General features: G+C 58.8%; 23 protein-coding genes. 21 read left to right on the top strand and 2 right to left on the bottom strand.

Going from position 1 to position 23,321, the window contains the following annotated elements; all coding sequences use genetic code 11:
* Positions 1 to 12: 12 nt before the first annotated feature.
* The 13 genes from C4S59_RS16450 (at position 13) to C4S59_RS16390 (ending at position 13,785) form a co-directional block, all read left to right on the top strand.
* Positions 13 to 867: an SDR family oxidoreductase gene (locus C4S59_RS16450; RefSeq protein WP_050685930.1), complete on the top strand. Its 855-nt coding sequence runs from the start codon at positions 13 to 15 to the stop codon at positions 865 to 867.
* A gap of 37 nt (positions 868 to 904) precedes the next feature.
* Positions 905 to 1,711 carry an ABC transporter ATP-binding protein gene (locus C4S59_RS16445; protein WP_050685828.1) on the top strand — a complete coding sequence of 269 codons (807 nt, stop codon included), beginning with the start codon at positions 905 to 907 and terminating at the stop codon, positions 1,709 to 1,711.
* A complete protein-coding gene (locus C4S59_RS16440) occupies positions 1,704 to 3,623 on the top strand; it encodes an AMP-dependent synthetase/ligase (RefSeq protein WP_050685830.1) in 1,920 nt (639 codons plus the stop codon). The genes C4S59_RS16445 and C4S59_RS16440 overlap by 8 nt, the downstream gene beginning before the upstream one ends.
* Positions 3,624 to 4,511: a branched-chain amino acid ABC transporter permease gene (locus tag C4S59_RS16435; protein WP_050685832.1), complete on the top strand. Its 888-nt coding sequence runs from the start codon at positions 3,624 to 3,626 to the stop codon at positions 4,509 to 4,511.
* Between the two features lie 3 nt (positions 4,512 to 4,514).
* The gene (locus C4S59_RS16430) at positions 4,515 to 5,588 is read left to right on the top strand and encodes a branched-chain amino acid ABC transporter permease (protein ID WP_028095207.1); all 1,074 of its coding nucleotides are present in this window, start codon (positions 4,515 to 4,517) and stop codon (positions 5,586 to 5,588) included.
* Positions 5,589 to 5,598: 10 nt separating this feature from the next.
* A complete protein-coding gene (locus C4S59_RS16425) occupies positions 5,599 to 6,408 on the top strand; it encodes an ABC transporter ATP-binding protein (RefSeq protein ID WP_050685932.1) in 810 nt (269 codons plus the stop codon).
* A 33-nt stretch (positions 6,409 to 6,441) separates the two neighbouring features.
* Positions 6,442 to 7,680, top strand: a complete 1,239-nt coding sequence (locus C4S59_RS16420) for an ABC transporter substrate-binding protein (RefSeq protein WP_027238720.1) — start codon at positions 6,442 to 6,444, stop codon at positions 7,678 to 7,680.
* Between the two features lie 97 nt (positions 7,681 to 7,777).
* Entirely contained in the window at positions 7,778 to 9,028 is a 1,251-nt protein-coding gene (locus C4S59_RS16415) for an ABC transporter substrate-binding protein (protein WP_027238721.1), read from the top strand.
* Between the two features lie 79 nt (positions 9,029 to 9,107).
* The gene (locus C4S59_RS16410) at positions 9,108 to 9,884 is read left to right on the top strand and encodes an enoyl-CoA hydratase/isomerase family protein (protein ID WP_027238722.1); all 777 of its coding nucleotides are present in this window, start codon (positions 9,108 to 9,110) and stop codon (positions 9,882 to 9,884) included.
* Between the two features lie 11 nt (positions 9,885 to 9,895).
* Positions 9,896 to 10,678: an enoyl-CoA hydratase/isomerase family protein gene (locus tag C4S59_RS16405; RefSeq protein WP_050685834.1), complete on the top strand. Its 783-nt coding sequence runs from the start codon at positions 9,896 to 9,898 to the stop codon at positions 10,676 to 10,678.
* A 42-nt stretch (positions 10,679 to 10,720) separates the two neighbouring features.
* Entirely contained in the window at positions 10,721 to 11,479 is a 759-nt protein-coding gene (locus C4S59_RS16400) for an electron transfer flavoprotein subunit beta/FixA family protein (protein ID WP_027238724.1), read from the top strand.
* The gene (locus C4S59_RS16395; RefSeq protein ID WP_050685836.1) at positions 11,479 to 12,405 is read left to right on the top strand and encodes an electron transfer flavoprotein subunit alpha/FixB family protein; all 927 of its coding nucleotides are present in this window, start codon (positions 11,479 to 11,481) and stop codon (positions 12,403 to 12,405) included. The genes C4S59_RS16400 and C4S59_RS16395 overlap by 1 nt, the downstream gene beginning before the upstream one ends.
* Positions 12,406 to 12,627: 222 nt before the next feature.
* A complete protein-coding gene (locus tag C4S59_RS16390; RefSeq protein WP_103911560.1) occupies positions 12,628 to 13,785 on the top strand; it encodes an acyl-CoA dehydrogenase family protein in 1,158 nt (385 codons plus the stop codon).
* A 21-nt stretch (positions 13,786 to 13,806) separates the two neighbouring features.
* Here the strand turns inward: C4S59_RS16390 and C4S59_RS16385 are convergent, their stop codons facing one another.
* Together C4S59_RS16385 and C4S59_RS16380 are read right to left on the bottom strand one after the other, a co-directional pair.
* Positions 13,807 to 14,973, bottom strand: a complete 1,167-nt coding sequence (locus tag C4S59_RS16385; RefSeq protein WP_050685936.1) for a CaiB/BaiF CoA transferase family protein — start codon at positions 14,971 to 14,973, stop codon at positions 13,807 to 13,809.
* Positions 14,974 to 15,006: 33 nt separating this feature from the next.
* Complete coding sequence (locus C4S59_RS16380; RefSeq protein ID WP_050685839.1) at positions 15,007 to 16,152, bottom strand: CaiB/BaiF CoA transferase family protein; 1,146 nt, start codon at positions 16,150 to 16,152, stop codon at positions 15,007 to 15,009.
* Positions 16,153 to 16,256: 104 nt separating this feature from the next.
* Between C4S59_RS16380 and C4S59_RS16375 the strand changes: the two genes are divergently transcribed.
* The 8 genes from C4S59_RS16375 (at position 16,257) to C4S59_RS16340 (ending at position 23,305) form a co-directional block, all read left to right on the top strand.
* Complete coding sequence (locus C4S59_RS16375) at positions 16,257 to 16,634, top strand: Zn-ribbon domain-containing OB-fold protein (RefSeq protein WP_050685841.1); 378 nt, start codon at positions 16,257 to 16,259, stop codon at positions 16,632 to 16,634.
* Positions 16,635 to 16,637: 3 nt separating this feature from the next.
* Complete coding sequence (locus C4S59_RS16370) at positions 16,638 to 17,789, top strand: thiolase (protein WP_057817220.1); 1,152 nt, start codon at positions 16,638 to 16,640, stop codon at positions 17,787 to 17,789.
* A gap of 23 nt (positions 17,790 to 17,812) precedes the next feature.
* Complete coding sequence (locus C4S59_RS16365) at positions 17,813 to 18,670, top strand: MaoC/PaaZ C-terminal domain-containing protein (RefSeq protein WP_173644469.1); 858 nt, start codon at positions 17,813 to 17,815, stop codon at positions 18,668 to 18,670.
* A gap of 10 nt (positions 18,671 to 18,680) precedes the next feature.
* Positions 18,681 to 19,817 carry a CaiB/BaiF CoA transferase family protein gene (locus tag C4S59_RS16360; protein ID WP_103911559.1) on the top strand — a complete coding sequence of 379 codons (1,137 nt, stop codon included), beginning with the start codon at positions 18,681 to 18,683 and terminating at the stop codon, positions 19,815 to 19,817.
* A gap of 63 nt (positions 19,818 to 19,880) precedes the next feature.
* Positions 19,881 to 20,600 carry a transglutaminase-like domain-containing protein gene (locus C4S59_RS16355; RefSeq protein WP_103911558.1) on the top strand — a complete coding sequence of 240 codons (720 nt, stop codon included), beginning with the start codon at positions 19,881 to 19,883 and terminating at the stop codon, positions 20,598 to 20,600.
* The gene (locus C4S59_RS16350) at positions 20,597 to 21,046 is read left to right on the top strand and encodes a MaoC family dehydratase (protein WP_103911557.1); all 450 of its coding nucleotides are present in this window, start codon (positions 20,597 to 20,599) and stop codon (positions 21,044 to 21,046) included. The genes C4S59_RS16355 and C4S59_RS16350 overlap by 4 nt, the downstream gene beginning before the upstream one ends.
* Positions 21,033 to 22,157, top strand: coding sequence for an acyl-CoA dehydrogenase family protein (locus tag C4S59_RS16345; protein WP_103911556.1), 1,125 nt, complete (start codon positions 21,033 to 21,035; stop codon positions 22,155 to 22,157). Before C4S59_RS16350 ends, C4S59_RS16345 begins: the two co-directional genes overlap by 14 nt.
* A complete protein-coding gene (locus C4S59_RS16340) occupies positions 22,154 to 23,305 on the top strand; it encodes an acyl-CoA dehydrogenase family protein (RefSeq protein WP_050685852.1) in 1,152 nt (383 codons plus the stop codon). Before C4S59_RS16345 ends, C4S59_RS16340 begins: the two co-directional genes overlap by 4 nt.
* Positions 23,306 to 23,321 lie beyond the last annotated feature (16 nt).

Raw genomic sequence — 23,321 nt, 5'->3', positions numbered from 1 at the left:
GGAGGAGGCGTCATGAATAAGACGCAGTTTGGGTCTTCGAGGGAGGACCTATTAAAACGTGCAACCGTTTACGCAAGCGGTTTATTCACCGGCAAAGTCGTTGTGGTGACCGGGGCCGGAGGCGGATTGGGGCTGGCAATTGCGACTCTGTTCGCAAGGCTCGGGGCCAATCTGGCGATCAATGGACGCAACGAAGAGAAACTGGCTTTGGCCAAGGAGTTCCTTGAAAGTTTCGGGGGCGAAGTTTTCGCTGTGCCTATGACCATCCGGGAGCCTGAGCAGGTCGAGGATTTTGTCGCCAAGACGAACCAGGAGTTCGGGGCGATTGACGTATTGGTGAACAATGCTGGGGGTCAGTTTCCGCAAGCAGCGTTGGAGTTTAGTCCAAAGGGCTGGAATGCGGTCATAGACACCAACCTGAACGGCACGTGGTGGATGATGCAATCCACGGCGCGCCACTGGGTTGCCAACAAGCAATCGGGCTCCATCGTCAACATCGTGGCCGATATCTGGCGCGGCATGCCCGGCATCGCGCATACCTGTGCGGCCCGGGCAGGGGTAGTTTACCTGTCCAAGTCGGTTGCGGTGGAGTGGGCCCCGCACGGTATCCGAGTGAACTGCGTGGCGCCGGGTTGCTGCGAAAGCAACGGTTTCGGGAACTACCCTCCGGAGGGTTCTGCGACCTTTCAGGACTCCAACCCGATGCGGCACGCCGGGGACGAATGGGATGTCGCTGAAGGGGTTGTCTATATGGCGGCGAATTCAGGGAAATTCGTAACCGGAGAAGTTCTGAACATCGACGGTGGGCAGCAATTGTGGGGGGATCCATGGCCAACGGGGCGGCCGGACTACTTCCGGATTACCTGATGTTGGCCGTGAACCTTAGGGGGACAATGATATCTAGATGACGACAAGGATTAAAACAGCAATCGGAGCCGATGATGGGGCGATACTGGAGTGCAGCGGGGTCGAACGACGGTTCGGCGGCATCGTCGCTGTCACCGGTGTTGACCTCGTTATTCGACAAGGGGAAATCTTTGGACTTGTCGGTCCGAATGGCAGCGGCAAGACAACGCTAACAAACGCAATTACCGGATTTTACCCGCCAAACGAGGGCAGGGTCCGGCTGGCAGGAAACGACATTACGGGTACGGCGCCTCACAAGGTTGCCAAGCTCGGCGTTGCCAGAACGTTCCAAAATCTTGCCCTGTTCAACGGGATGAGCGTTCTGGACAACATCCTGCTCGGGCGGCACATCCACATGAGCCCAGGCGTTTTGCGTACGGCGCTATATTGGTGGGCAGCACAGCGTGAAGAAATCGAGAACCGTAAAATCGTCGAGGAGGTGATCGAGTTTCTACAGCTCGAGAGCATTCGGCATGAGTTGGTCGATGGTCTTCCGATCGGGTTGAAAAAGCGGGTCGAGCTGGCGCGGGCATTGGTGGCCGAGCCACAGATGCTGATTCTCGATGAACCGATGGCCGGCATGAACCAGGAAGAGAAAGGGTATATGTCCCGTTTCATTCTGGATGCCCGTGCCGAACGCGGCGTCAGCGTTCTGCTGATCGAACACCATATGGATGTCATCACCGGCATTTGTGATCGGATGCTGGCACTGAATTACGGTGAAATGATCGCCAGTGGCATCCCCAAGGAGGTTGTGAAGGACCCGCGGGTCATCGAGGCATATATCGGAGGGTCGCATGACTGATTTGACGAAGAACCGGTCTTCAGGCGGCGAAACGATTGGTGCACTTCTGGCGAAGAACGCGTCGCTCCACGGAAAGGATATCGCCCGTCGCGAAAAAGAGCGTGGGATATGGAAAGAAACCACCTGGGCGGAATACGCCCAAGAGGTGGTGGCCTGTGCGGCTGGGCTTGAAAAAATCGGCGTGAAGCCTGGCAAAGCAGTGCTTGTTCTGGGCGATAACCGTGCGCGGCTCTATGGCGGCATGCTGGCTGTTTCGTTGCTTGGTGCCTACGCCATGCCCGCTTATCCGGGCGCAACTCTTGAGGAACTAAGGCACTTTCTTGGCGAAGTCGAGATCGTCGCGGCCATTGCGGAAGATCAGGAACAGGTTGACAAGATCCTGGAACTGAAGGACGCGGGCGCCGAGGGCATCGACCACATCATTTATGATGAAGCGCGCGGTCTTGGCTTCTACGAGGTTGAAGGGTTGTTGTCCTGGGATCACCTGATCGAAGTTGGTCAGCACGATCTGAACGAAACCCCGGGCCTGCGTGAGGAACTGCTTAGTCGTGCGAAGCCGGAAGATCCGGCCATTTTTCTGCACTCCTCCGGAACGACGGGCGCGCCGAAGGGCATCGTACTGAGTCAGAAGAACGTTCTTGCTGCTGCTCGGAATGGACATGCGGCGGGTGCCTTCGACGAAAATGAGGAGATCCTCGCGTACTTGCCGATGGCCTGGGTGGGAGACTACGCCATAACCGTTGCCGCGGCACTCCTTTGGCGTTTCACCGTGAATGTGCCTGAGCGCCAGGAAACGGTCGTGCGCGACATGCGCGAGATCGCTCCGACCTTCTATCTGGCGGCTCCGAGAAGCTGGGACCAGATGCTGACGACAATCCAGGTGGGTATCGAAAATTCGACCCCTTTAAAGAAACGGCTGTACCATTTTTTCATGGATCGGGCCATCGCGGCGGAAACGCGCAAGCTGAATGGCAAAAGCGGCGGTGTTCTTGAGCCTTTGGGCCGACTTTTGGGCGAGGCAATCATTTTCGGTCCGGTCAAGGACCAGTTCGGAATGAGCCGACTCAAGAACGCGTTCACCGGCGGTGAAGCAATCGGCGAAGACACCTTTGTTTTCTACCGAGCCTTGGGAATCAAATTGCGCCAACTCTACGGCCAAACCGAAAACAGCGCGATCAATGCAATTCAGTCTCCGGGTGAAGTGCGCCTTCATACGGTTGGCAAACCCGCGCCCGGCGTCGAGGTGACCATCGCCGAGGACGGGGAGATCTTGGTACGCTCGGACAGCGTATTCGAAGGGTACTTCAACAAACCCGAAGCGACCGCCGAAGCCCTTGAGGGCGGGTGGCTGCATACAGGTGATGCCGGGTATTTGGAGGAAGATGGACACCTGGTTGTTCTGGGGCGCGTCTCCGAGGTCATGCATACGGCCGGAGGCGAGCGGTTTGTGCCAAACTACATCGAGAACCGGTTGAAATTCAGCCCTTATATTAAGGATGCTGCCGTAATCGGCGCCGGGCTTGACGAATTGACGGCTATGGTCTGCGTGGATTTCGAAGCCGTTGGCCACTGGGCAGAGGTGAACGGCGTGCCCTATGTGTCTTATGCCGATCTTTCTCAGCGTGAAGAGGTCGCGACGTTGCTTCGCGAGGCCTTCCAACGGGTCAACAAGGCCGTCACCGAACCATTGCGCCTGCAACGCTTTGTAAGTCTGCCGAAAGAATTCGACCCGGACGATGGTGAAATCACGCGAACCCGAAAACTGCGGAGGAAGGTCGTTCAGGAACGCTATGCCGACGTGATCGCGGCGCTCTACGACGGTTCAAAAGAGGTCCATGTAAGCGCGCAGGTGACTTACGAGACCGGGGAAGTAGGGAAGGTCGAAAGAAGCCTTCCCATCAGGGAGGTATAAATGGACTGGGTCTTTCTATCAGAGCTTGCGATCAACGGAGCCTTGACGGGTCTGCTGTACTCGCTATTCGCCATCGGCCTTGTGCTGATTTACAAGGCATCTTCGGTGCCCAATCTGGCTCAGGGCGGGTTGACCATGGTAGGGGCCTATGTGGTCCTGGCGCTGGCACGCGACGTGGGTTTACCCTTGTGGCTGGCCATCCCTCTGGCTGCGGTTGTCATGTTCGGCCTTGGGTTCGGCATTGAGCGTGTTGCTCTGCGCCGTCTCGCAGGTCGGCCGGTTGTCATGATCTTGATGCTGACACTCGGCCTCGACATTTTCCTGCGGGGTACAACGCTTGCGATTTGGGGCGGGACGTCACGTTCGATGGAATTGGGCGTCAGCTATGATCCACTGTTTTTTGACGACATCTTCATCAGCCGCATCCATCTGGTTGGTGCCGGTGTTGCGCTCGCCTTGTTTGTCGCATTCATGCTGTTTTTCCGAACCCGGACCGGGATCAAGTTGCGGGCGATCGCGGATGATTACATGGCTTCGTGGTCGGTAGGTATCTCGGTTGAACGCGGAGTTGGCCTGTCCTGGGCGCTGGCATCCGTTGTTGCCGTCGCTGCGGGCGTTATCTGGGGCGAGATTCAGGGTGTCGATCAGGCGCTGTCGCTGTTGCTTCTCAAAGGTCTGACAGTTGCCGTTCTCGGTGGTCTCGACAGTATCCTTGGCGCCGTGATCGCAGGCATCATCCTGGGCGTCGTCGAAAACGTTGTTTCTGATTTCCTCGATCCGCTTGTCGGAGGCGGAAGCCGTGAGCTTATCGTCGCCGCCGTGCTCATTCTTACCGTCATGATCCGTCCGCACGGGCTGTTCGGTCGTCACGACATCGAAAGGGTGTAAGGGATGTTTTACAGACTTTCCGGCGTCCATCACGCCAACTACGTTTCGGACAGCCGTATCTTCAAGGTGCCTGCCGACAGAAATCTGACAGCATTCATCTTTCTGATCGGTCTTGCCGCGCCATTCATCATCCCGTCGCTTTATCTGAACAGCTACATGCTTCCCTGGCTGATCTGGACGGCCGCCGCGCTTGGATTGAATCTGGTGACAGGTTGGGCAGGCCAACTTCACTTGGGTTATGCTGCGGTCATGGCCGTCGGAGCGTATTCGTCGATCCATGCCGCGCGTTTCGGGGTGCCGTGGGAATTCGCCCTGATCATCGGCGGATTGACGTCATCCGTGATCGGCAGCCTGTTTGCTTTTGCCGCTTTGCGGGTCAAGGGACTGTATCTCGCCCTTACCACTCTTGCGATGCAATTCGTGATGGACTGGGTTCTGACCCACTCTCCGGCGATCTCGGGGGGTTCACACGCGTCGCTCCAGTCACCGACATTGGCTCTGCTCGGGCAAGAGATTACCACTGATACTGGCTTCTACTATGTCGCCTTCGGCTGGTGTGTGTTGGTGACGATCTTCATGCTTAATCTCAAGCGTACTGGACTCGGTCGCGCCTTGGTCGCTGTCCGGGAAAAAGACTTTGCGGCCGCGATCCTGGGTGTGAACAGTTTCTACTACAAAATCCTCGCGTTCGCGACTTCGTCGTTCATCGCAGGCGTCAGCGGTGCGTTGCTTGTTGCCACCTTTTTCTTTCTCGCCGCACCCGAGCAATTTTCGGTTGCCGTTTCGATCCAGGTTCTTGCGATGGTGATTGTTGGCGGCCTTGGCAGCATTATCGGTTCCTATTTCGGTGTTGCCCTGATCCTTCTTGTTCCGGGTATCGTGAACGGTCTCGTCGTCACGCTGAGTGACGGGCTTGGCATGCAGATCGATGTTGAAACACTCGCTCACATCCCGAACGCAGTCTATGGCGCACTGATCGTCATTATCCTTCTGATCGAACCACTCGGTTTGGGAAAACTCTACGGCAACATCAGAGACTATCTGATGGTCTGGCCCTTCGATCAGTTCAAGAAATAGGGGAATGCCGATGCAAGAAAAAGTTGAAGCCCAGAACATTCTATCCATGAACAGCGTCGAAGTACTGTACGACAATGTAATACTGGCGATCAAAGGTGTTTCGGTCCAAGTCCCAAAGGGCGAGATGATCGCACTCTTGGGATCGAACGGAGCGGGAAAAAGCACCACGTTGAAAGCGATCAGCGGTCTTTTGAAGGCTGAGCGCGGACGCATCAGCCGAGGTGAGATAACGTTCCAGGGAGTGGACATTACCGAAGCGCTCGCGCAAGAACGCGTCGAGATGGGCATCTGTCATGTCATCGAAGGGCGGCGGGTCTTCGAACATCTGACCCCCGACGAGAACCTGACCGCCGCCGCGCCGCGCGGAATGTCCCGATCAACGCTGAATGCGGAAAAGGACAAGATCTACGGATATTTTCCGCGGCTTGCCGAACGCAAAAGTTCGCAAGCAGGCTATTTGTCGGGTGGTGAGCAACAGATGCTTGCCATTGGGCGGGCCCTCGTGACCCAGCCGAAGCTGTTGATGCTTGATGAACCAAGTCTCGGGCTTGCTCCGTTCCTGGTCGAGGAGATCTTCGGCATCTTGCAAAAGATCAATAAGGATGAGGGCCTGTCCGTCCTGCTGGTGGAACAGAACGCCCTGGCGGCTCTGGAAATCGTTTCGCAAGGGTACCTTATCGAGAACGGCCGCGTTGTTATGCACGGCACCGCCGAGGCGCTCAAATCTAACTCCGACATTCAGGAGTTCTATCTAGGCGGCGGAGAGACCGACTTTCACAACGTCAAGCACTACAGCCGACGCAAACGTTGGTTGAGTTGAGGTACTAATCAGAAGTTGTTCAGGGAGGAACAAATGAAGAAATTTACCAAAGCGTTGGCTGTACTATCCATGTTCGGAGGAGCAGTGTTCAGCACCCAGGCGCTGGCCGAGCCATTCAAGATCGGCATCTGCTACGACCTCAGCAAAGCCTATACCTTTGCCACGCCGCAGGTTTCGCAGGCCGCGATGGACCTTGCCAAGCTCATCAACATGAAGGGCGGCATCGGTGGCGAACCGGTCGAAGTCATCGTGCGTGACCACGGGAACGAACCGCAGCGCGGAATCGAGTGCTACTCGAAACTCAGCCGCGAGGGCGTCTTTGTTTTCGATACCCTGTCCACTCCGGTGTCTCTGGCTATCCTGCCGCGGGCCATGGAAGACGGGCGTATCCTGATGCAGTCTCTTGTCGGGCGCGGCGATGCCGTTGATGGCACCGTCTTCGATTGGGTCTATCCGATCGGGCCGACCTATTGGGGACAGGCCGCCAACGATGTCGCCTACATCAAGCAATTGCATGACGGCGATCTGTCAGATGTGAAGGTCGGGTTTGTTTACTTCGATTATCCCTTCGGGCAGGAGCCGATCGAGATCCTGGAAACCCTGTCCGAGAAAGAGGGTTTCGAGCTTGAACTGTACCCCGTGCCACTGCCTGGCAGCGACCAGGCCGGCGTGTGGTCGAAGGTGCGCCGCGACAAGCCCGATCATGTGATCGTCTGGATGCTGGGCGGTGCCCATGTGGTTGCCTCGAAAGAGATGAAGCGCAATCGCATTCCGATGGACAAATACATCTCGGTCAACTGGCTGAACGAAGTCGATATCGCCAACATCGGTAAAGAGGCCGCCAAAGGTATCAAGCGCGGGACCAATGTCGTGGGCGGTCAGGATATTGCCCTGTATCAGGAAATCATGGCCGAGCTTTATGACAAGGGCGAGGGATCCGGCCCGATCGAGAAGACGCAGGACGTTTTCTACAACACCGGGCTGGCCATGTATTCGATCATGTTCGAAGCCGCGCGCAAGGCGGCGGAAGCCGAGGGGCTGCCGATCACTCCGACATCCTACAAGGCCGGACTGGAGTCGCTTGAGGGCTATGACGCGAACGGGCTGATGGCCCCCGTTACGGTGACGGCCGAAGATCATGGCGGCGGGGGCAAGACCCGTATCGAAATGTGGGACGGAGAGACTTGGGTGCCGCAAACCGACTGGATCTCTGCGTACACGGACGTTGTGTGGGGTGTGGTTAAAGAGAGTTCCGCGAAATACGAGCAGTGAAAGACTGGTAGCAGGAAGGGCGACGCTACGCGGGGCGGCAGCGGCGTTTACAAAGCGGTATCACCGCCCCAAACCAAACCAACGGGAGAGAGAAAACATGAAAGTCAAACAGCACATTAAGGCAGTGGTACTTGCTACTGCGCTGGCAGCAAGCGCGACTGTTGCCTCAGCGCAGGACAAGGAGCCGATCCGCTTCGGACTCTGCTTCGACCTCAGTAAATCCTACACGTTCATTTCGCCGCAGGTGGCCCAGGCCGCGCAGGACCTGGCGATGTACACCAACGAAAATGGCGGTATCGAAGGGCATCCGGTTGAAGTCATCATTCGCGATCACGGCAACGAACCGCAGCGCGGTGTGGAATGCTACGAGCAGCTCAAGCGCGAAGGCGTTTTCCTTTTCAATTTTCTGTCCACGCCGGTCACGAACGCGGTTCTGCCGCGTGCGATGAAGGACGGCAACGTGTTGATGCAGTCCTTTGTTGGCCGCGGTGACGCGGTGGACGGCGAAGTGTTCGAATGGGTTTTCCCGGTCGGTCCGACGTACTGGCAGCAGGCGGCAAATGACGTTGCCTTCATCAAGGGTCAGATGGGCGGTGACTTGAGCAAGGCGAAGATCGGGTTCATCTATCTGGATTATCCCTTTGGCCAGGAACCGATCGAGATCCTGAAAACGCTTTCCGAAAAGGAAGGGTTCGAACTGGAGCTGTATCCCGTGCCGCTTCCCGGGTCGGATCAGGCCGGCGCATGGAGCAAAATCCGCCGCGACAAGCCTGACTACGTGATCAGCTGGCTGCTGGCGGGCGGGCATGTGGTCGCCTCGAAGGAAATGCGCCGCAACCGTTTCCCGATCGACCGCTATCTGTCGGTGAACTGGCTGAACGAAGTTGATATCGCCAATATTGGCGCACAAGAGGCGAAAGGCATCCTGCGCGGGACCAACGTGGCCGGTGGCCAGGAAGTTCCGATCGTCAAGACGATGCTGGACACCTACTATGCCAATGGCAAGGGCAGCGGTCCCGAGAGCCTGGTGCGCGACGTGTACTACAACACGGGCATGGCGATCTACTCGGCCGGTTTCGAAGCCGCGCGGATCGCAATTACTGAAAACGGTTGGCCGATCACACCGGAAAGCATGAAGAATGCCTATGAATCGATCGAGGACTTCGATGGAAACGGCATCATGGCCCCGGTTACAGTGACCGACAAAGACCACGGTGGTGGCGGCAAGACTCGGGTCGAACAGTGGAATGGCGAAACCTGGGTTCCGCTGACCGACTGGAGCGCCGACTATCTCGACGTTGTTTGGGATGTCATCAAGCACAGCTCCGCGACGTTCACCGTCGAATAAGACAGAGCTTCCCCGCGGCAGACATGTCGCGGGGAAGCTTTCCGCAGTTAGATTGTCCCGAGAAAGCGAAGCAGGTATCATGAGCCCCATTGACGTGAAGATCGAAGACGGAATTGCGACCGTCTGTATCAACCGGCCCGAACGTAAAAACGCGCTTTCCGTGGCGGCGACGAACGGGCTGACCGATGCTTGGGAAAAGATCGAGGCGGATGACAGCGTTCGTGTGGCCATTCTGACTTCTGCCGATTGCGGCGTTTTCAGCGCCGGACTGGATCTGAAGGAAGCCACACAAATCGCACGCGACGAGGGTGTCGATATTCTGACCAAGATGCGCGACCCGTTTCACGAGACCATGCGCGCCTGCAAGAAACCGATCATCGCGGCGATGACAGGGTCGCTGATGGCGGGCGGCATGATGCTGACCTTGAATTGCGATCTGCGGGTCGGTCTCAAGGGGACCAAGGTCGGTATCACCGAAGTAAAGATCGGTCGTGGATCGCCTTGGGCATCGCCAGCATTGTCCATGCTGCCGCAGCCCATCCTTATGGAAATAGTTCTGACCGGCGACTTGATGCCGATCGAGCGCCTGCACGAATACGGGTTCACCAACTATATCGAAGACACTCCCGATGCTGTCCGCGCACGGGCCTTCGACCTTGCCAAACGCATTGCCAGCGCGGCCCCGCTGTCGGTTGTTGCCGCGAAAGGCAGTGTTCGCGCAACCATGGATCTGGGCTGTGCCGGTGGCCTGAAAGAGGGCAAGCGCCTGCACGAGGTGGTTTACGCCAGCAACGACGCGATTGAAGGCCCAAAGGCCTTTGCTGAAAAGCGAGCACCCGTCTGGACCGGGACCTGATGGAGACTTGAATGACTGAGCTTATTCGCCTGGACAGGGATGGCCCTGTCGGAATCCTGCGGTTTCTTCAGCCGACAAAACGCAACCCTTACAGCATCGGGTTCGTCGAAGAACTGGTGGCGCTTCTGCGCGAAGCCGAACGGGACGCTACGATCCGTGTCGTTGTCATGACCGGCGGCGATCATTTCAGCAGCGGCGGCGATCTTGTCGGGTTTCAGTCCGAGATCGCCAAAGGCGCGCGGGCGACGTCGGAAATGGTGGACCTGGTTCACGATGGCGGACGCGCGGCCTATCTGTTTCGCAAACCTCTGATTTCCGCGGTATGCGGCGTGGCTTTTGGCGCGGGCCTCAGCCTGGCCTTGTCGGCGGATATTGTCGTTGCCGCCGAAGATGCCCGGCTGTGCGAAGTATTTGCACGCGTCGGCGGTTGTCCCGACACGGGATCAAGCTGGCTGCTTCAGCAGCGCGCCGGTGCGGGCGTTGCCCGGATGCTTGTGCTCACGGGCCGTGAAATCGACGGGCGCACCGCCAGGGACCTGCGCGTTGTCGAAGAATGCGTGCCGGCCAACCAGGTCGAGGTACGGGCGCTGGAAATTGCCCGCGAGATTGCAACGCACCCGATGTTTGGCGTTCAGACCGCCAAGCGTGTGATGCGCGCCGCAGCCGAGTGCAGCTATCTCGAGGCGCTGGATATCGAGCGCGATGCCCAAAGCGTTTTGCTGTGCGCGCATGACTTTCCCGAGGCCATGAAAGCGTTTTCGGAAAAAAGAACTCCAGAATTCAAAGACCGTTAGCTCGGTTGAAACCTTATCGCAAAACTCAAGGAGACCACGCCAATGAAGGTACTCGTGCCTGTGAAGCGCGTGATCGACTACAACGTGAAGGTTCGTGTCAAAGCGGACGGAAGCGGTGTCGATCTGGCCAACGTTAAGATGTCGATGAACCCTTTCGACGAAATCGCCGTCGAAGAGGCGATTCGCCTGAAAGAGGCCGGCAAGGCCGAAGAAATCGTCGTGGTTTCCATTGGCGTCAAACAGGCGCAGGAAACCCTGCGCACTGCGCTGGCCATGGGTGCGGATCGTGCCATTCTGGTGGTTGCCGCCGATGATGTGCACACCGACATCGAGCCGCTGGCCGTCGCGAAAATCCTGGCCAAGGTGGTCGAGGAAGAGCAGCCCGGTCTGGTTCTGGCGGGCAAACAGGCCATTGACAACGACATGAACGCCACCGGCCAGATGCTGTCGGCGATCCTCGGTTGGAGCCAGGCGACCTTTGCCTCGGAAATGGGCATCGATGGCGACAGTGCCGTCGTGACCCGCGAAGTTGACGGCGGCCTGCAGACCATCAAGGTCAAGATGCCCGCGATCGTCACTGTGGACCTGCGCCTGAACGAGCCGCGCTATGCGTCGCTGCCCAACATCATGAAGGCCAAGAAAAAGCCGCTGGATGAGAAAACCGCCGATGATTACGGCGTTGATGTCACGCCGCGTCTGGAAATCGTCAAAACCTCCGAGCCCGCGGCACGCGCGGCCGGTATCATGGTCGGCTCGGTGGACGAGCTGGTCGCAAAACTCAAAGAAGCGGGGGCTGTGTAATGGCTGTTCTTCTTCTCGCAGAAGTCACCAATGGTGAACTGGCAATCGACGCAACCGCCAAGGCCGTGACCGCGGCCAAGGCCCTGGGCGATGTGACCGTTCTGTGCGCGGGCGCCTCTGCTGCTGCCGCAGGCGACGCCGCCGCCATGATCGACGGTGTGGCTAAGGTTCTGGTCGCCGAAGACGCATCGCTGGGTCACCGCCTGGCCGAACCGACCGCCGCGCTGATCGCATCGCTGGCCGGTGACTATGAACATATCGTCGCCCCGGCCACCACGGACGCCAAGAACGTCATGCCGCGCGTTGCCGCGCTGCTGGACGTGATGGTCCTGTCGGACGTGTCCGGCGTTGTCGATGGCAACACGTTCGAGCGCCCGATCTATGCCGGGAACGCGATTCAGACCGTCAAATCGTCGGATGTGAAAAAGGTCATCACCTTCCGCACCTCGACCTTTGATGCCGCTGGCGAAGGCGGGTCTGCCTCGGTCGAAAGCATCGGCGCCGGGGACGACCCCGGCTTGTCGGAATGGGTCGAAGACAAGGTCGCCGCATCGGATCGTCCCGAACTGACCTCGGCCGGTGTGGTCGTGTCCGGCGGGCGCGGCGTTGGCTCCGAAGAGAACTTTGCCCTGATCGAGAAACTGGCCGACAAGCTGGGCGCCGCCGTTGGCGCATCCCGCGCCGCCGTCGACTCGGGCTTTGCACCGAACGACTGGCAGGTGGGTCAGACCGGCAAGGTCGTGGCACCGGATCTGTACATCGCCGCCGGCATATCGGGCGCGATCCAGCACTTGGCCGGGATGAAGGACAGCAAGATCATCGTCGCGATCAACAAGGACGAAGAAGCCCCGATCTTCCAGGTCGCCGACTTCGGACTGGTCGCCGACCTGTTCCAGGCCGTCCCCGAACTGACCGAGAAGCTGTAAGGGCCACGGCCCAACCCGCCAAAACGCATCAAAGGCCCGCCGAACCCCCGGCGGGCCTTTTTTGGTACGAGCCGAATGGGCGGCGAGCGGATCGGACGGACCAGGATGCGCGCGGTCCTAAGCCTTGTGACGCCTCGTCAGAACGGCTCCGGTTCATTGTCAAGAAGCAAAACACTTGTTAGATTTTGGCTCAACACAAGCTTGAATCGATAGGAAAAATTCATGTCTCTGATTAAGAACTCCCCTAGCTGGGCAGTGGATGAACACAAGATGTTCGCCGATAGTACACGCAGGCTTTTCGATGCAGAGATGGCTCCGAAGATTGAAAAATGGACGGAACAGGGAATTGTTGACCGCGACTTCTGGAAAACAGTCGGTCAGCAGGGTGTCATGGGTGGCTCGATTGCCGAAGAATATGGTGGGTTCGGTGGCGGCATCGGGTTCGACGCGATTACCGTCTACGAGCAGGGGCGCACCGGTGATACGGGTTGGGGCTATGGGATCCAGTCCATCGTAATCCATTATCTCAACGCATATGGCAGTGAGGAACAGAAGAAAAAGTGGTTGCCGAAACTGGTCAGCGGCGACAGCGTTGCGGCGATTGCCATGACCGAGCCTGGAACGGGCTCTGACCTCCAGAACGTACAAACCTATGCGGAAAAGGATGGCAACCACTACAAGATCAACGGATCGAAGATCTTCATCACCAACGGGCACGCGGCGGATCTGGTTGTGATCGTGGCAAAGACCGACCGCAACGCCGGCGCCAAGGGCCTTTCGTTGATCGTTCTGGAAACCGAGGGTGCCGAGGGCTTTCGCCGGGGACGGAACCTGAAGAAACTGGGTATGAAAGGTTCGGATACGGCTGAGCTGTTCTTCGAAGATGTACGCGTGCCTACGGCGAACCTGCTTGGTCCGGAAGAGGGGCAGGGGTTCTACCAGCTGATGAAGCAGCTGCCTTGGGAGCGGCTGATGATCGGCATTACCGCGCTCGGTTTTATTGATTTTGCGATCGATGAAACGGTCAAATATGTTCAGGACCGCAAGGCATTTGGAAGCCGGATCATGGACTTCCAGAATACGCGCTTCAAACTGGCGGAATGCAAAACCAAGGCCGAATTGCTACGTTCCTTCGTCAATGATGGGCTCGCGCGTCTTGAAGCGGGCGAACTTGATACGGCCACGGCTTCGATGGCGAAATGGTGGGGCAGCCAGACGCAGAACGAGGTCATGCATGAATGCCTGCAACTGCACGGTGGTTACGGTTTCATGATGGAATACCCCATCGCGCGTCTTTATGCCGACAGCCGGGTCCAGATGATCTATGGCGGCACCAACGAGATCATGAAGGAATTGATCGCACGTTCGATGGACGTTTGATCCGTCCGGTGCCGGGTGGGGCTATTCCCTACCCGGCCCCAGAATTTCGTCGCTGTGTTCCCCAAGTCGCGGGGCCGGGCGATGATCATGTCGCGCCGGGGTCGCTGAGAAGCGTATCGGCGGGCGTGTCGTCCAGATCGCACCTTCGGTCGGGTGATCAATCCGTTGAAAGAACCCGGTCGCGGCAAGATGGGGATCGTTCGGCAAATCTGACAGGTTGCGCACCGGCATGGCTGGTATGTCTGCCTGCTCCATCAGGGCAAGCCAGTCATTCGTGGTCCGGGTCAGCGCAATCTGCGCCACCATATCGTATACCGCGCCGATGTTGCGGCTACGGGTGTCCATGTCCGTGACCCAGACATGGTCGATCATGTCATTGCGCCCAACCGCCTTGAAAAACCGTGCCCATTGTACGTTGGTGTAGGGCAGAATGGTGATGTAGCCATCAGCGGTCTGAACTGGACGCCGGTGCGGAACCAGCATGCGGGCATAGCCGAAATCCTGCGGAGTCTCTTCAAAGGTGGCCCCATCCATATGTTCGGCCAACAGGAAGGCGGCCAGCGTTTCAAACATCGGAACCTCGACATGCTGGGCCTCTCCAGTACGTTCGCGGTGGAACAGGGCACCCATCACGGCATAGGCGGCGGTGACCCCGCCAAGCTTGTCGGCGAGAATTGTCGGGGCATAAGCGGGCGGTACCCCAGGGTCGCGCAAGGTTGCCAAGCTGGCCAATCCCGACACCGACTGGACGGAATCGTCGAATGCAGGCTTGGCGGCATAGGGCCCGTCCTGCCCGAAACCGGTGGCGGATACCATGATCAGGTTCGGGTTTTCCTGGCGTAGAGTTTCGGGATCCAAAGACAATCTGGCCAGCGCCGCAGGCCGAATGCTCGAAATCATCACATCGGCATCGATGAGCAGTTTGCGCAACTGATCGCGACCGGTTTGCGTTTTTAGGTCCAGTACGACACTGCGCTTGTTACGGTTGGCCCCCAGAAAAGCGGCACCCATCAGCTTGTTGCGCGATGGCTGGACCTGGCGAAGAAGATCGCCCTCGGGGCCTTCCACCTTGATCACATCGGCCCCCAGATCGCCCAGCATCTGCGTCGCCAAAGGTCCGAAAACCACAGAAGTCAGATCGACGATCTTCACGCCTTGAAGAAGCCCCGGTTTGTTCTCAGCGGTCATTTGGTTGTCCACCCTTTTAGTTGCCCACCGTTTTTATGAACGACGGCCGAACTCGGCGCGAAGGGCTTTGCCTTGCGCATCGAAGGCCGGGCAGGGGCCCAGTGCCGTTTCGCCGAGGCTGCGCCGGATCGGGGGGGTCGGGACGTTGATTTCACCGGAAGGCGTGCGAATTACGGACCGGTCAAGCTGGGGGTGACCGGACAGGGTCGCCACGTCGTTCACCGCGCCCGAGGCAATGCCCGCAGCGTCAAGCCGCTTCAGCATCTCGGCGCGGTCATGCGAGGCGAACACGGCCTTGATGAGAACTTCGAGCGCGGGTTTGTTTTCAATTCGCGACGTGTTGTCATGGAACCGGGGGTCGGTTGCCAAAGCCGCATCGCCCAGTATGTGTTCACAGAACCGTTGCCATTCGCCGCTGTGCTGAACGGTAATGACGACAAGCTGACCGTCCTTGCATTCATAGGCCCCGTACGGGCAGATGACCGTGTGGTTCAGTCCGACACGAGGTGTCGGCTTGCCAAGGTGATCGTGATACAGCAGCGGAACCGACATCCAGTCGGCCATCACATCAAACATTGCCACGGAAACGCCGCTGCCCTTGCCGGTGCGATCACGCCCGACAAGTGCTTCGCAGATTCCAGCATGGGCTGTCATACCGGTGGCGATATCGCAGACCGACACGCCCACCCGTCCTGGTCCGTCGGGTGTACCGGTCACTGATGCCAGACCGCTCTCGCATTGCACCAGAAGGTCATAGGCCTTGGCGTCGCGCATCGGGCCGTCTTCGCCATATCCGGTGATGTCGCAGGTCACGAGACGCGGGAAGCTCTCTCGCAGAGTCGCGGAATCGAGCCCGAGCTTGGCCAGCGCGCCAGGCAGCAGGTTCTGAATAAACACATCTGCGTTTTCCAGCATCCTGAGCAGGATTTCACGGTCTTCGTCGGCTTTAATGTCCAAGGCGACCGATTCTTTGCCTCGGTTCAGCCATGTGAAATAGGCGCTTTCACCGTTGGCGGCGGTATCGTAGGCGCGGGCGAAATCGCCTGCGCCCTTGCGTTCGATCTTGATCACGCGCGCGCCGGCGTCGGCCAGCCGCGAGGAGCAAAAAGGCGCGGCGACTGCCTGTTCCAGCGCAACGACGAGTTTGCCGGAAAGGGGGGCTAAGTCTGAACCTGGCATGAGTTTCTCTCAATTGATCCTGAAAGGTTGACTAAATCTAACAATTGTTAGAAAGATTATCAATACGCTTAAACAATGACTGGGTCGCTTGAAGGAGAACACCTATGCAGGATGCCAAAGGACCAGACCAGCTTTTCCAACGCGCGCTGGCAGAGGGCGAGATTCTGCTGCCCAAGTGCGACGACTGCAGGGCCTATCACTTTTTCCCGCGAGTCTTGTGTCCACATTGTCATGGCACCGCGATTTCGTGGAAGCAGGCTGGCGGCAAGGGACGGGTCCACACCACAACAGTCGTGCGCCGAAAGCCCGAACGGGGCGGCGACTACAACGTATGCGTCGTCGAGCTGGACGAGGGTGTCCGGATGATGAGCCGGGTCGAGGGCATTGCCCCGGGTGAGGTCGTCATCGACATGCCTGTAACCGCATTCGTGGGCGAGGCCGAGGGTGTTCCGGCCGTGCTTTTCAAACCGTCGGAGGGATAGGCCATGACCACTGAACTTCGGGGAAAATCCGCCATCGTGGGAACCGGTCATGCCGGTTTCGGAGAGGCCCATGGCCTGACGGCCTATGATGTCATGGCGCAATCCGCGCTTGCGGCGCTTGGCGATGCCGGGCTGAAACTGTCCGACGTCGACGGGCTGTTCTGCACCATGATGGAAGACAGCATGCCGGCGCTTATGGCGGCGGAGTATCTGGGCATCCAGCCCCGGTTCATTGATGGCACGATGTCGGGCGGTTCGTCCTTCGTAAACTACCTGACGTCCGCGACCATGGCGCTGGACGCCGGTCTGTGTGATGTCGCGCTGATTGTTTATGGCTCCAACCAGCGCACCGCGTCGGGCAGACTGGTGACCGCTTCACGTCCGCCGGCCTACGAGGCGCCGTATAATCCGCGCTATCCGATCTCGGCCTATGCGATGGCGGCGGCGCGGCACATGCATGAATATGGTACCACCCGCGAACAGCTGGCCGACGTGGCCGTTGCCGCGCGGGCCTGGGCGCAGCGCAACCCCGAAGCGTTCGAGCGCGGCCCGCTGACCCGCGAGGACGTGTTGGGTGCGCGCATGGTGGGCGATCCATTGACCGTGCGCGACTGTTGTCTTGTCACCGACGGTGGCGGCGCGATCGTAATGGTCCGCGCGGACCGCGCCCGGGATTTCCCGAAGGCACCTGTCTATGTGCTGGGCAGTGCTGCGGCAAGCTCGCACCGGCAGATTTCCCAGATGAAGGATTTCACCGTGACCGCGGCCCGCGACTCGGGCGCGCGCGCCTTTGCGGCGGCCGGAGTGACCCCTGCGGATATCCAGGCGGTCGAGCTCTATGATGCCTTCACCATCAACACGATTTTGTTTCTCGAAGATCTTGGGTTCTGCGCGAAGGGCGAGGGAGGGGCCTTTGTCGAGGGCGGACGCATCGCGCCTGGCGGCGTGTTGCCGGTGAACACGAATGGCGGCGGCCTGTCCTGCGTGCACCCCGGGATGTACGGCATCTTCACAGTGATCGAGGCTGCTCGTCAGATCCGTGGCGACGCGCCGGGCATTCAGTTGAAGGATATCGACCTGGCGCTGGCGCATGGCAACGGCGGTGTGCTGTCCAGCCAGGTCACGGCGATACTTGGATCGCAAAACACGCTCTGACGGCAACTAAGGGAGGAAAGTAAATGCCATTGGATTTCGAGGCATTGTCGAACTGGGACTTTGAGGAAATCGAACAGACGCTGACCGAACGGGATACCATCCTGTATGCACTCGGCCTTGGGTTCGGCGAGGATCCGACCGACAAAAAGGAGCTGGCCTATGTCTATGAGGACGGGCTCAAGGCAGTTCCCTCGATGGCGGTCATTTTGGGGTATCCCGGCTTCTGGCTGCGCGATCCCAAGACCGGCGTAAACTGGCAGAAAGTGCTGCACGGCGAACAGTGGCTCGACATCTACAAGCCGCTGCCGACAACTGGCCGGATTGTCGGCCGCAGCAAGATCGACTTCATCGCCGACAAGGGCGAGGGCAAGGGAGCCGTCATTTACCAAAGCCGTGATATTATCGACGCGGACAGCGGTGAAAAACTGGCGCGCGTGGCGATGTCGGCTTTCTGTCGCGGTGATGGGGGGTTCGGCGGTGAAAACCAAGCGGGTCCGGCACCCGCAGTGCTGCCTGATCGGGCGCCTGATCATGTATGTGATATCGATACCCTGCCGCGCCAAGCCCTTATTTATCGTCTCAGCGGTGATTTCAATCCGCTTCATGCTGACCCGGATGTTGCCCGTTCTGTCGGGTTCGACCGCCCGATCCTGCATGGTCTGGCGACCTATGGGCTGGCGGCCCGGGCGATTCTAAAGACGTTGCTTGACTATGATTCTGCCCGGCTTGTCGGTCTGGATGTTCGGTTCTCGGCGCCGGTCTATCCCGGCGAAACCGTGCGGTTCGAAATCTGGGAAGAGGACGGCGAGGCCCGGTTTCGAGCATCTATTCCGGCACGCGACGTGGTTGTTCTGAACAACGGCGCGGCGCGCTTCGCCTGAGGCAGTGAAGATGGCTCAACCGCTCAAGGATATCCTGGTGCTGGATTTCAGCACCCTTCTTCCCGGTCCGATGGCGACGCTCATGCTGTCTGAGGCCGGCGCCGAAGTGATCAAGTTCGAGCGTCCCGGAGTCGGCGAGGACGCGCGCCACACGGAGCCAAAGATCGACGGAGAGAGCATCGGATTTGCTGTGTTGAACCACGGCAAGCGATCGGTGGCCATCGACCTCAAGTCAAGGGGCGCAGTGGAACGTCTGCGCCCCTTAATCGAGAAGGCCGATGTTCTGGTAGAGCAGTTCCGTCCCGGAGTGATGGACCGGCTGGGGCTTGGTTATGAAGCGGTGCGAAAGATCAATCCCGGTCTCATCTATTGTTCGATCACCGGCTATGGCCAGACCGGACCAAAGGCCAGCTCCGCTGGCCACGACCTCAACTACGTCGGTGATGCGGGTATCCTGTCGCTCAGTCGCGGACCGGATGACCAGCCAACGACACCGTTCGGGCTGGTCGCCGATATCGGAGGCGGAACATATCCGGCGGTGATGAATATCCTGCTGGCCCTGATAGCGCGGCAGGCAAGCGGGCAGGGAACGCATCTGGATATCGCAATGGCCGAGGGGGCGTTCGCCTTTGCCTATTGGGCACATGCCGAAGGTGTGATTGCCGGGCAGAACATCGAAAGCGGTGGCAGCCGTCTGACGGGTGGCCTGGCCCGGTATCGGCTTTATTCGGCTGCGGACGGGCGTCAGATCGCCGTCGGCGCGTTGGAAGAAAAGTTCTGGCAGTCGTTCTGCGATGTCATTGGTTTGCCGGTGGCCCTTCGCGATGACTGGTCCGATCCAAATGCCTGTGCCGCGGAGGTTGCACGTCGTCTGAGGGAACACCCCTCGACCCATTGGGAGCCTTTGCTGGCTGCGGCAGATTGCTGCTGTTCGGTCGTGAAGACGCCCGCCGAGGCGGCGCGTGACCCGCATTTCAAAGCGCGTGACGTGTTCGGGCGGACAGTAAAAATCTCCGGCCGGGACGCGCCTGCTTTGCCGCTGCCAATTGCGCCGGAGTTCCGTTCTTCGGGAAATTCGGTCGGAGTTGCAGCCACTCTGGGCGAAGACAATACGCGTTATGGCGTGGACCAACCAAAGACAGAGTAAATCCCGTTGACGGGCAGGTTTTGAATCGGTAATCTAACACTTGTTAGAAAAAGGGAGGGGCCAATGGACAAGTCTGACGATGACCTGCCGACTGAAGCTGAGCGTTATCTCATGCCATCGCGCTTTGTGGAAAGCGATAGCTTGGAAGTGCAGGGTTTCGTGACATCGGCTTTGCGTGATCTTCCTGTGGACGCAACCAATCGAGATAAGGCGATCCGCCTGTTCGAAGCGGTGCGCGACGATATTCGCTATGATCCCTATTGTTTTGCGCTGGATGAGGACTCGTACCGTGCCAGCCGTATCGCTGGGGCGGAAGCGGCGTTTTGCGTTCCCAAGGCAATTCTTCTGGCGGCTTGTTTGCGTGCTGTGGGTATCCCCGCCGCTCTGGGGTTCGCGGATGTGCGCAACCACCTGAATACACCCAAGTTGCAGGAGTTGATGGGGACCGATCTCTTTATCTACCACGGCTATGTTCAGCTGTGGTTGGGGAATGAGGCCTACAAGGTGACACCTGCATTCAACATGGAACTGTGTGAAAGATTCGGGGTCAAACCCCTGGTCTTCGACGGCTATAACGACGCGCTCTTTCACGAGTTCGACGAACAGAATCACCGGCACATGGAATATGTGAACGACCGTGGTCTCTATTTCGACGCGCCGATGGGTGAGTTCCTGGCGGCGTTCAAGGAAACCTATCCGAAGCTGGAAGAATTCAACCGCATCCGGATATCCAAGGATGCGAGCGGATACGATGACGGTTTCGCAAAGGAGGGTGCCTCTTGAGGTATCTGGAAGACTTCTCGCCGGGCCAAGTCTATCGCTTTCGCAGCGCTCCGATGAGCGCGGATTCGATAAAGGCCTTTGCCAAGGAATGGGATCCGCAGCGACTGCACACCGATGAAGACTATGCAATCGCCATACATGGTAGCCTGATCGCCTCGGGCTTTCAGACCATGCTTGAGGTGTTCAAGCCGGTCATGACCGAGATGATGGTCAATGTTGCCAATATCGGCGGCATGGGCTTTGACAATTTGCGCTGGCTGCGGCCGGTGCGCCCGAACGAACCCCTTGATGTCGAACTGACGGTCAACTCGGTCACACCGTCAAAAAGCAAGCCCGACAGAGGTGTTTTGCACTATACACTCAGCGCCAAAAACCCCGAGGGCGAGGTCGTTTTTTCGACCGACACCCCCGTGATGATCCAGCGAAAACAAAATGACACAAACTGATATCCTTTCCAGCGAACAAGAAGACCTTCGCCTTTTGCGCGAGAGCGCGCGCACGTTGTTTGAACGGGCGGGCGGAAGTGACAGGGCCCGACAACTCCGTGATGCCGGGAGCGGTTTCGATCCGGAGATGGTCCGGGAACTCGCCGAGGCCGGTGTTTTCGGCGTGGCGGTGCCCGAAGATCAGGGCGGGCTTGGCATGGGCCTAGCCGCCGGGGGTGTCATCGCCGAGGAAGTCGGCCGTGTGATTGCACCGGAACCGGTCGTGTTGACAATCGGTCTGAGTCTTGGCCTTCTGCGCCGCCTTTGTCCGGATCATCCGAAGATGGCACAGCTCATCGGCGGCGAAATTTCCTTGGCGGTTGCCTGGCAGGAACGCGGCCCCGATGGGGCGCCTGCCGATGCGACCTGCCGATACGCGGACGGAAAGCTGACCGGTGGCAAGGCCTGGGTCGTCGGTGCGATCGGTTCGCACGGGTTCCTTGTCGTGGCCGAACAGGATGATGGTCCGGTTCTGGTTCTGGCCGAGGCAGACGCGCAGGGGCTTGTCATCGACAAGCGGACGCAGGCGGATGGCAGCTCTCTGGGCGAGCTTTCGTTTTCGGGAACTCCGGCCGTGGAATTGGCCCGCGGCGGTGCGGTTCCCACTGCACTGGCCGAGGCTGTCGCCGATGCAACGGCGCTTGCCGCGGCCGAGCTTGTCGGCCTGAGCGAGCGTGCCTTCGAGATCACGCTCGACTACATCAAGACGCGCGAGCAGTTCGACAAGCCGATCGGGTCTTTTCAGGTCATCCAGCACCGTGCCGTCGAACTCAACGTGATGTGCGAGGTCGCGCAGGCCGGAGTGCGGGAGGCGCTTGCGCAGATGGACAGCGAAACCGATCCGAAGGTTCGGGCCCCGATTGCCAGCCGTGCGAAGGCGCGGGCGGTTACGGCCGCCAAAAGAATTACCCGTGATGCGATCCAGTTGCACGGGGCGGTCGGGTACACGGATGAGTTCGATATCGGGCTCTACCTGAACCGGGCGCTGGTGCTGTCGGCCTGGTTGGGCGACGATGCCTATCACAGGCGGATTTGGTTCGAGGCACGCGAAGCAGAGGGGGCAGCACAATGACCGACTGGAATGCAATTAGCGATGTGGAATTCCGCAAAGAAGTGCGCCAGTTCTTCGAAGCGGAATATCCCGAGGAGCTGCGTCATCTGCCGCACCGCCCGAAGTTCGCCGAGATCGAACATTGGCACCGCAAGCTGCACGCCAAGGGCTGGGTTGCGCCAGCTTGGCCCGCTGAATTCGGCGGTATGGGCCTAAACGCTGCTAAGCTGCTGATCTTTTATGAAGAGCAGCAGCGCTGGGGCGTCAATCGCGGTCGCGACATGGGCGTGCAGATGGTCGGTCCCCTGATCATCAAATTCGGCACCCAGGAACAAAAAGACTACTGGCTGCCGCGTATCCTGAGTTGCGAAGACATCTGGTGCCAGGGATACTCGGAACCCGGCGCCGGGTCCGATCTGGCGAACCTGCGCACACGCGCAGAGATTGACGGCGACGACTTTGTCATCAACGGACAGAAGATCTGGACCACGATGGCGCATGACGCCACGCATATTTTCATGCTGGTGCGCACCGATCCCGATGCGCCCAAGAAACAACAGGGTATCAGTTTCCTGCTCGCTCCGATGAATCAGCCTGGAGTCGATGTACGCACCATCACGACCCTGTCGGGCGAGACCGAGTTTTGCGAGGTCTTCTTTGACAATGCACGGACGCCCCGCGAGAACCTCGTGGGCGAGCTGAACAAGGGTTGGACGATGGCCAAGGCGCTCTTGAGCTTCGAACGCATTTTCATCGGTTCGCCAAGTCTGGCCCAGAACGCTCTGGGACAGCTTGAAAGCTTTGCCCGTGGCCGTGGCGCGTTTGACGATCCGGTGTTCCGTGACCGCTTTGCCCAGGCGGCACTGGATGTGGAAGATCATGCCGCGCTTTATGCCCGTTTTGCAGATCAGCTCAAACGTGGCGAGACGCTGGGTGCGGATGTCTCCATGCTGAAGATTTGGGTGACTGAATGCTTCCAGCGCATCACCGAACTGATGATCGAAGCAGCCGGTCCCGATGGCGGCTCCATCGGGCCGCTTCAGGTTGGCAATGTTAGCGTCGACGTTTTGTCGAGCTTCTACAAGGCCAGACCTACCACGATCTATGGTGGATCGAACGAAATCCAAAGAAACATCCTGTCCAAGGCCGTCCTGGGACTGCCTGGCTGACTCAATACCCCACGGA

This window comes from Thalassococcus halodurans (genome assembly GCF_900108225.1).
GTDB lineage: Bacteria > Pseudomonadota > Alphaproteobacteria > Rhodobacterales > Rhodobacteraceae > Thalassococcus > Thalassococcus halodurans.
The sequence above is the reverse complement of the archived record's forward strand: the minus strand, read 5'-3'. Positions and strand labels throughout refer to the sequence as shown.

Excerpts from the sequence above, each read along its gene's own strand:
- C4S59_RS16435 (WP_050685832.1), top strand. The coding sequence starts at position 3,624 with ATGGACTGGGTCTTTCTATCAGAGCTTGCGATCAACGGAGCCTTGACG.
- C4S59_RS16420 (WP_027238720.1), top strand. The coding sequence starts at position 6,442 with ATGAAGAAATTTACCAAAGCGTTGGCTGTACTATCCATGTTCGGAGGA.
- C4S59_RS16410 (WP_027238722.1), top strand. The coding sequence starts at position 9,108 with ATGAGCCCCATTGACGTGAAGATCGAAGACGGAATTGCGACCGTCTGT.
- C4S59_RS16440 (WP_050685830.1), top strand. The coding sequence starts at position 1,704 with ATGACTGATTTGACGAAGAACCGGTCTTCAGGCGGCGAAACGATTGGT.
- C4S59_RS16395 (WP_050685836.1), top strand. The coding sequence starts at position 11,479 with ATGGCTGTTCTTCTTCTCGCAGAAGTCACCAATGGTGAACTGGCAATC.
- C4S59_RS16340 (WP_050685852.1), top strand. The coding sequence starts at position 22,154 with ATGACCGACTGGAATGCAATTAGCGATGTGGAATTCCGCAAAGAAGTG.
- C4S59_RS16390 (WP_103911560.1), top strand. The coding sequence starts at position 12,628 with ATGTCTCTGATTAAGAACTCCCCTAGCTGGGCAGTGGATGAACACAAG.
- C4S59_RS16385 (WP_050685936.1), bottom strand. The coding sequence starts at position 14,973 with ATGACCGCTGAGAACAAACCGGGGCTTCTTCAAGGCGTGAAGATCGTC.
- C4S59_RS16380 (WP_050685839.1), bottom strand. The coding sequence starts at position 16,152 with ATGCCAGGTTCAGACTTAGCCCCCCTTTCCGGCAAACTCGTCGTTGCG.
- C4S59_RS16345 (WP_103911556.1), top strand. The coding sequence starts at position 21,033 with ATGACACAAACTGATATCCTTTCCAGCGAACAAGAAGACCTTCGCCTT.
- C4S59_RS16405 (WP_050685834.1), top strand. The coding sequence starts at position 9,896 with ATGACTGAGCTTATTCGCCTGGACAGGGATGGCCCTGTCGGAATCCTG.
- C4S59_RS16415 (WP_027238721.1), top strand. The coding sequence starts at position 7,778 with ATGAAAGTCAAACAGCACATTAAGGCAGTGGTACTTGCTACTGCGCTG.
- C4S59_RS16360 (WP_103911559.1), top strand. The coding sequence starts at position 18,681 with ATGGCTCAACCGCTCAAGGATATCCTGGTGCTGGATTTCAGCACCCTT.
- C4S59_RS16365 (WP_173644469.1), top strand. The coding sequence starts at position 17,813 with ATGCCATTGGATTTCGAGGCATTGTCGAACTGGGACTTTGAGGAAATC.
- C4S59_RS16370 (WP_057817220.1), top strand. The coding sequence starts at position 16,638 with ATGACCACTGAACTTCGGGGAAAATCCGCCATCGTGGGAACCGGTCAT.
- C4S59_RS16400 (WP_027238724.1), top strand. The coding sequence starts at position 10,721 with ATGAAGGTACTCGTGCCTGTGAAGCGCGTGATCGACTACAACGTGAAG.
- C4S59_RS16375 (WP_050685841.1), top strand. The coding sequence starts at position 16,257 with ATGCAGGATGCCAAAGGACCAGACCAGCTTTTCCAACGCGCGCTGGCA.
- C4S59_RS16450 (WP_050685930.1), top strand. The coding sequence starts at position 13 with ATGAATAAGACGCAGTTTGGGTCTTCGAGGGAGGACCTATTAAAACGT.
- C4S59_RS16430 (WP_028095207.1), top strand. The coding sequence starts at position 4,515 with ATGTTTTACAGACTTTCCGGCGTCCATCACGCCAACTACGTTTCGGAC.
- C4S59_RS16355 (WP_103911558.1), top strand. The coding sequence starts at position 19,881 with ATGGACAAGTCTGACGATGACCTGCCGACTGAAGCTGAGCGTTATCTC.
- C4S59_RS16445 (WP_050685828.1), top strand. The coding sequence starts at position 905 with ATGACGACAAGGATTAAAACAGCAATCGGAGCCGATGATGGGGCGATA.
- C4S59_RS16425 (WP_050685932.1), top strand. The coding sequence starts at position 5,599 with ATGCAAGAAAAAGTTGAAGCCCAGAACATTCTATCCATGAACAGCGTC.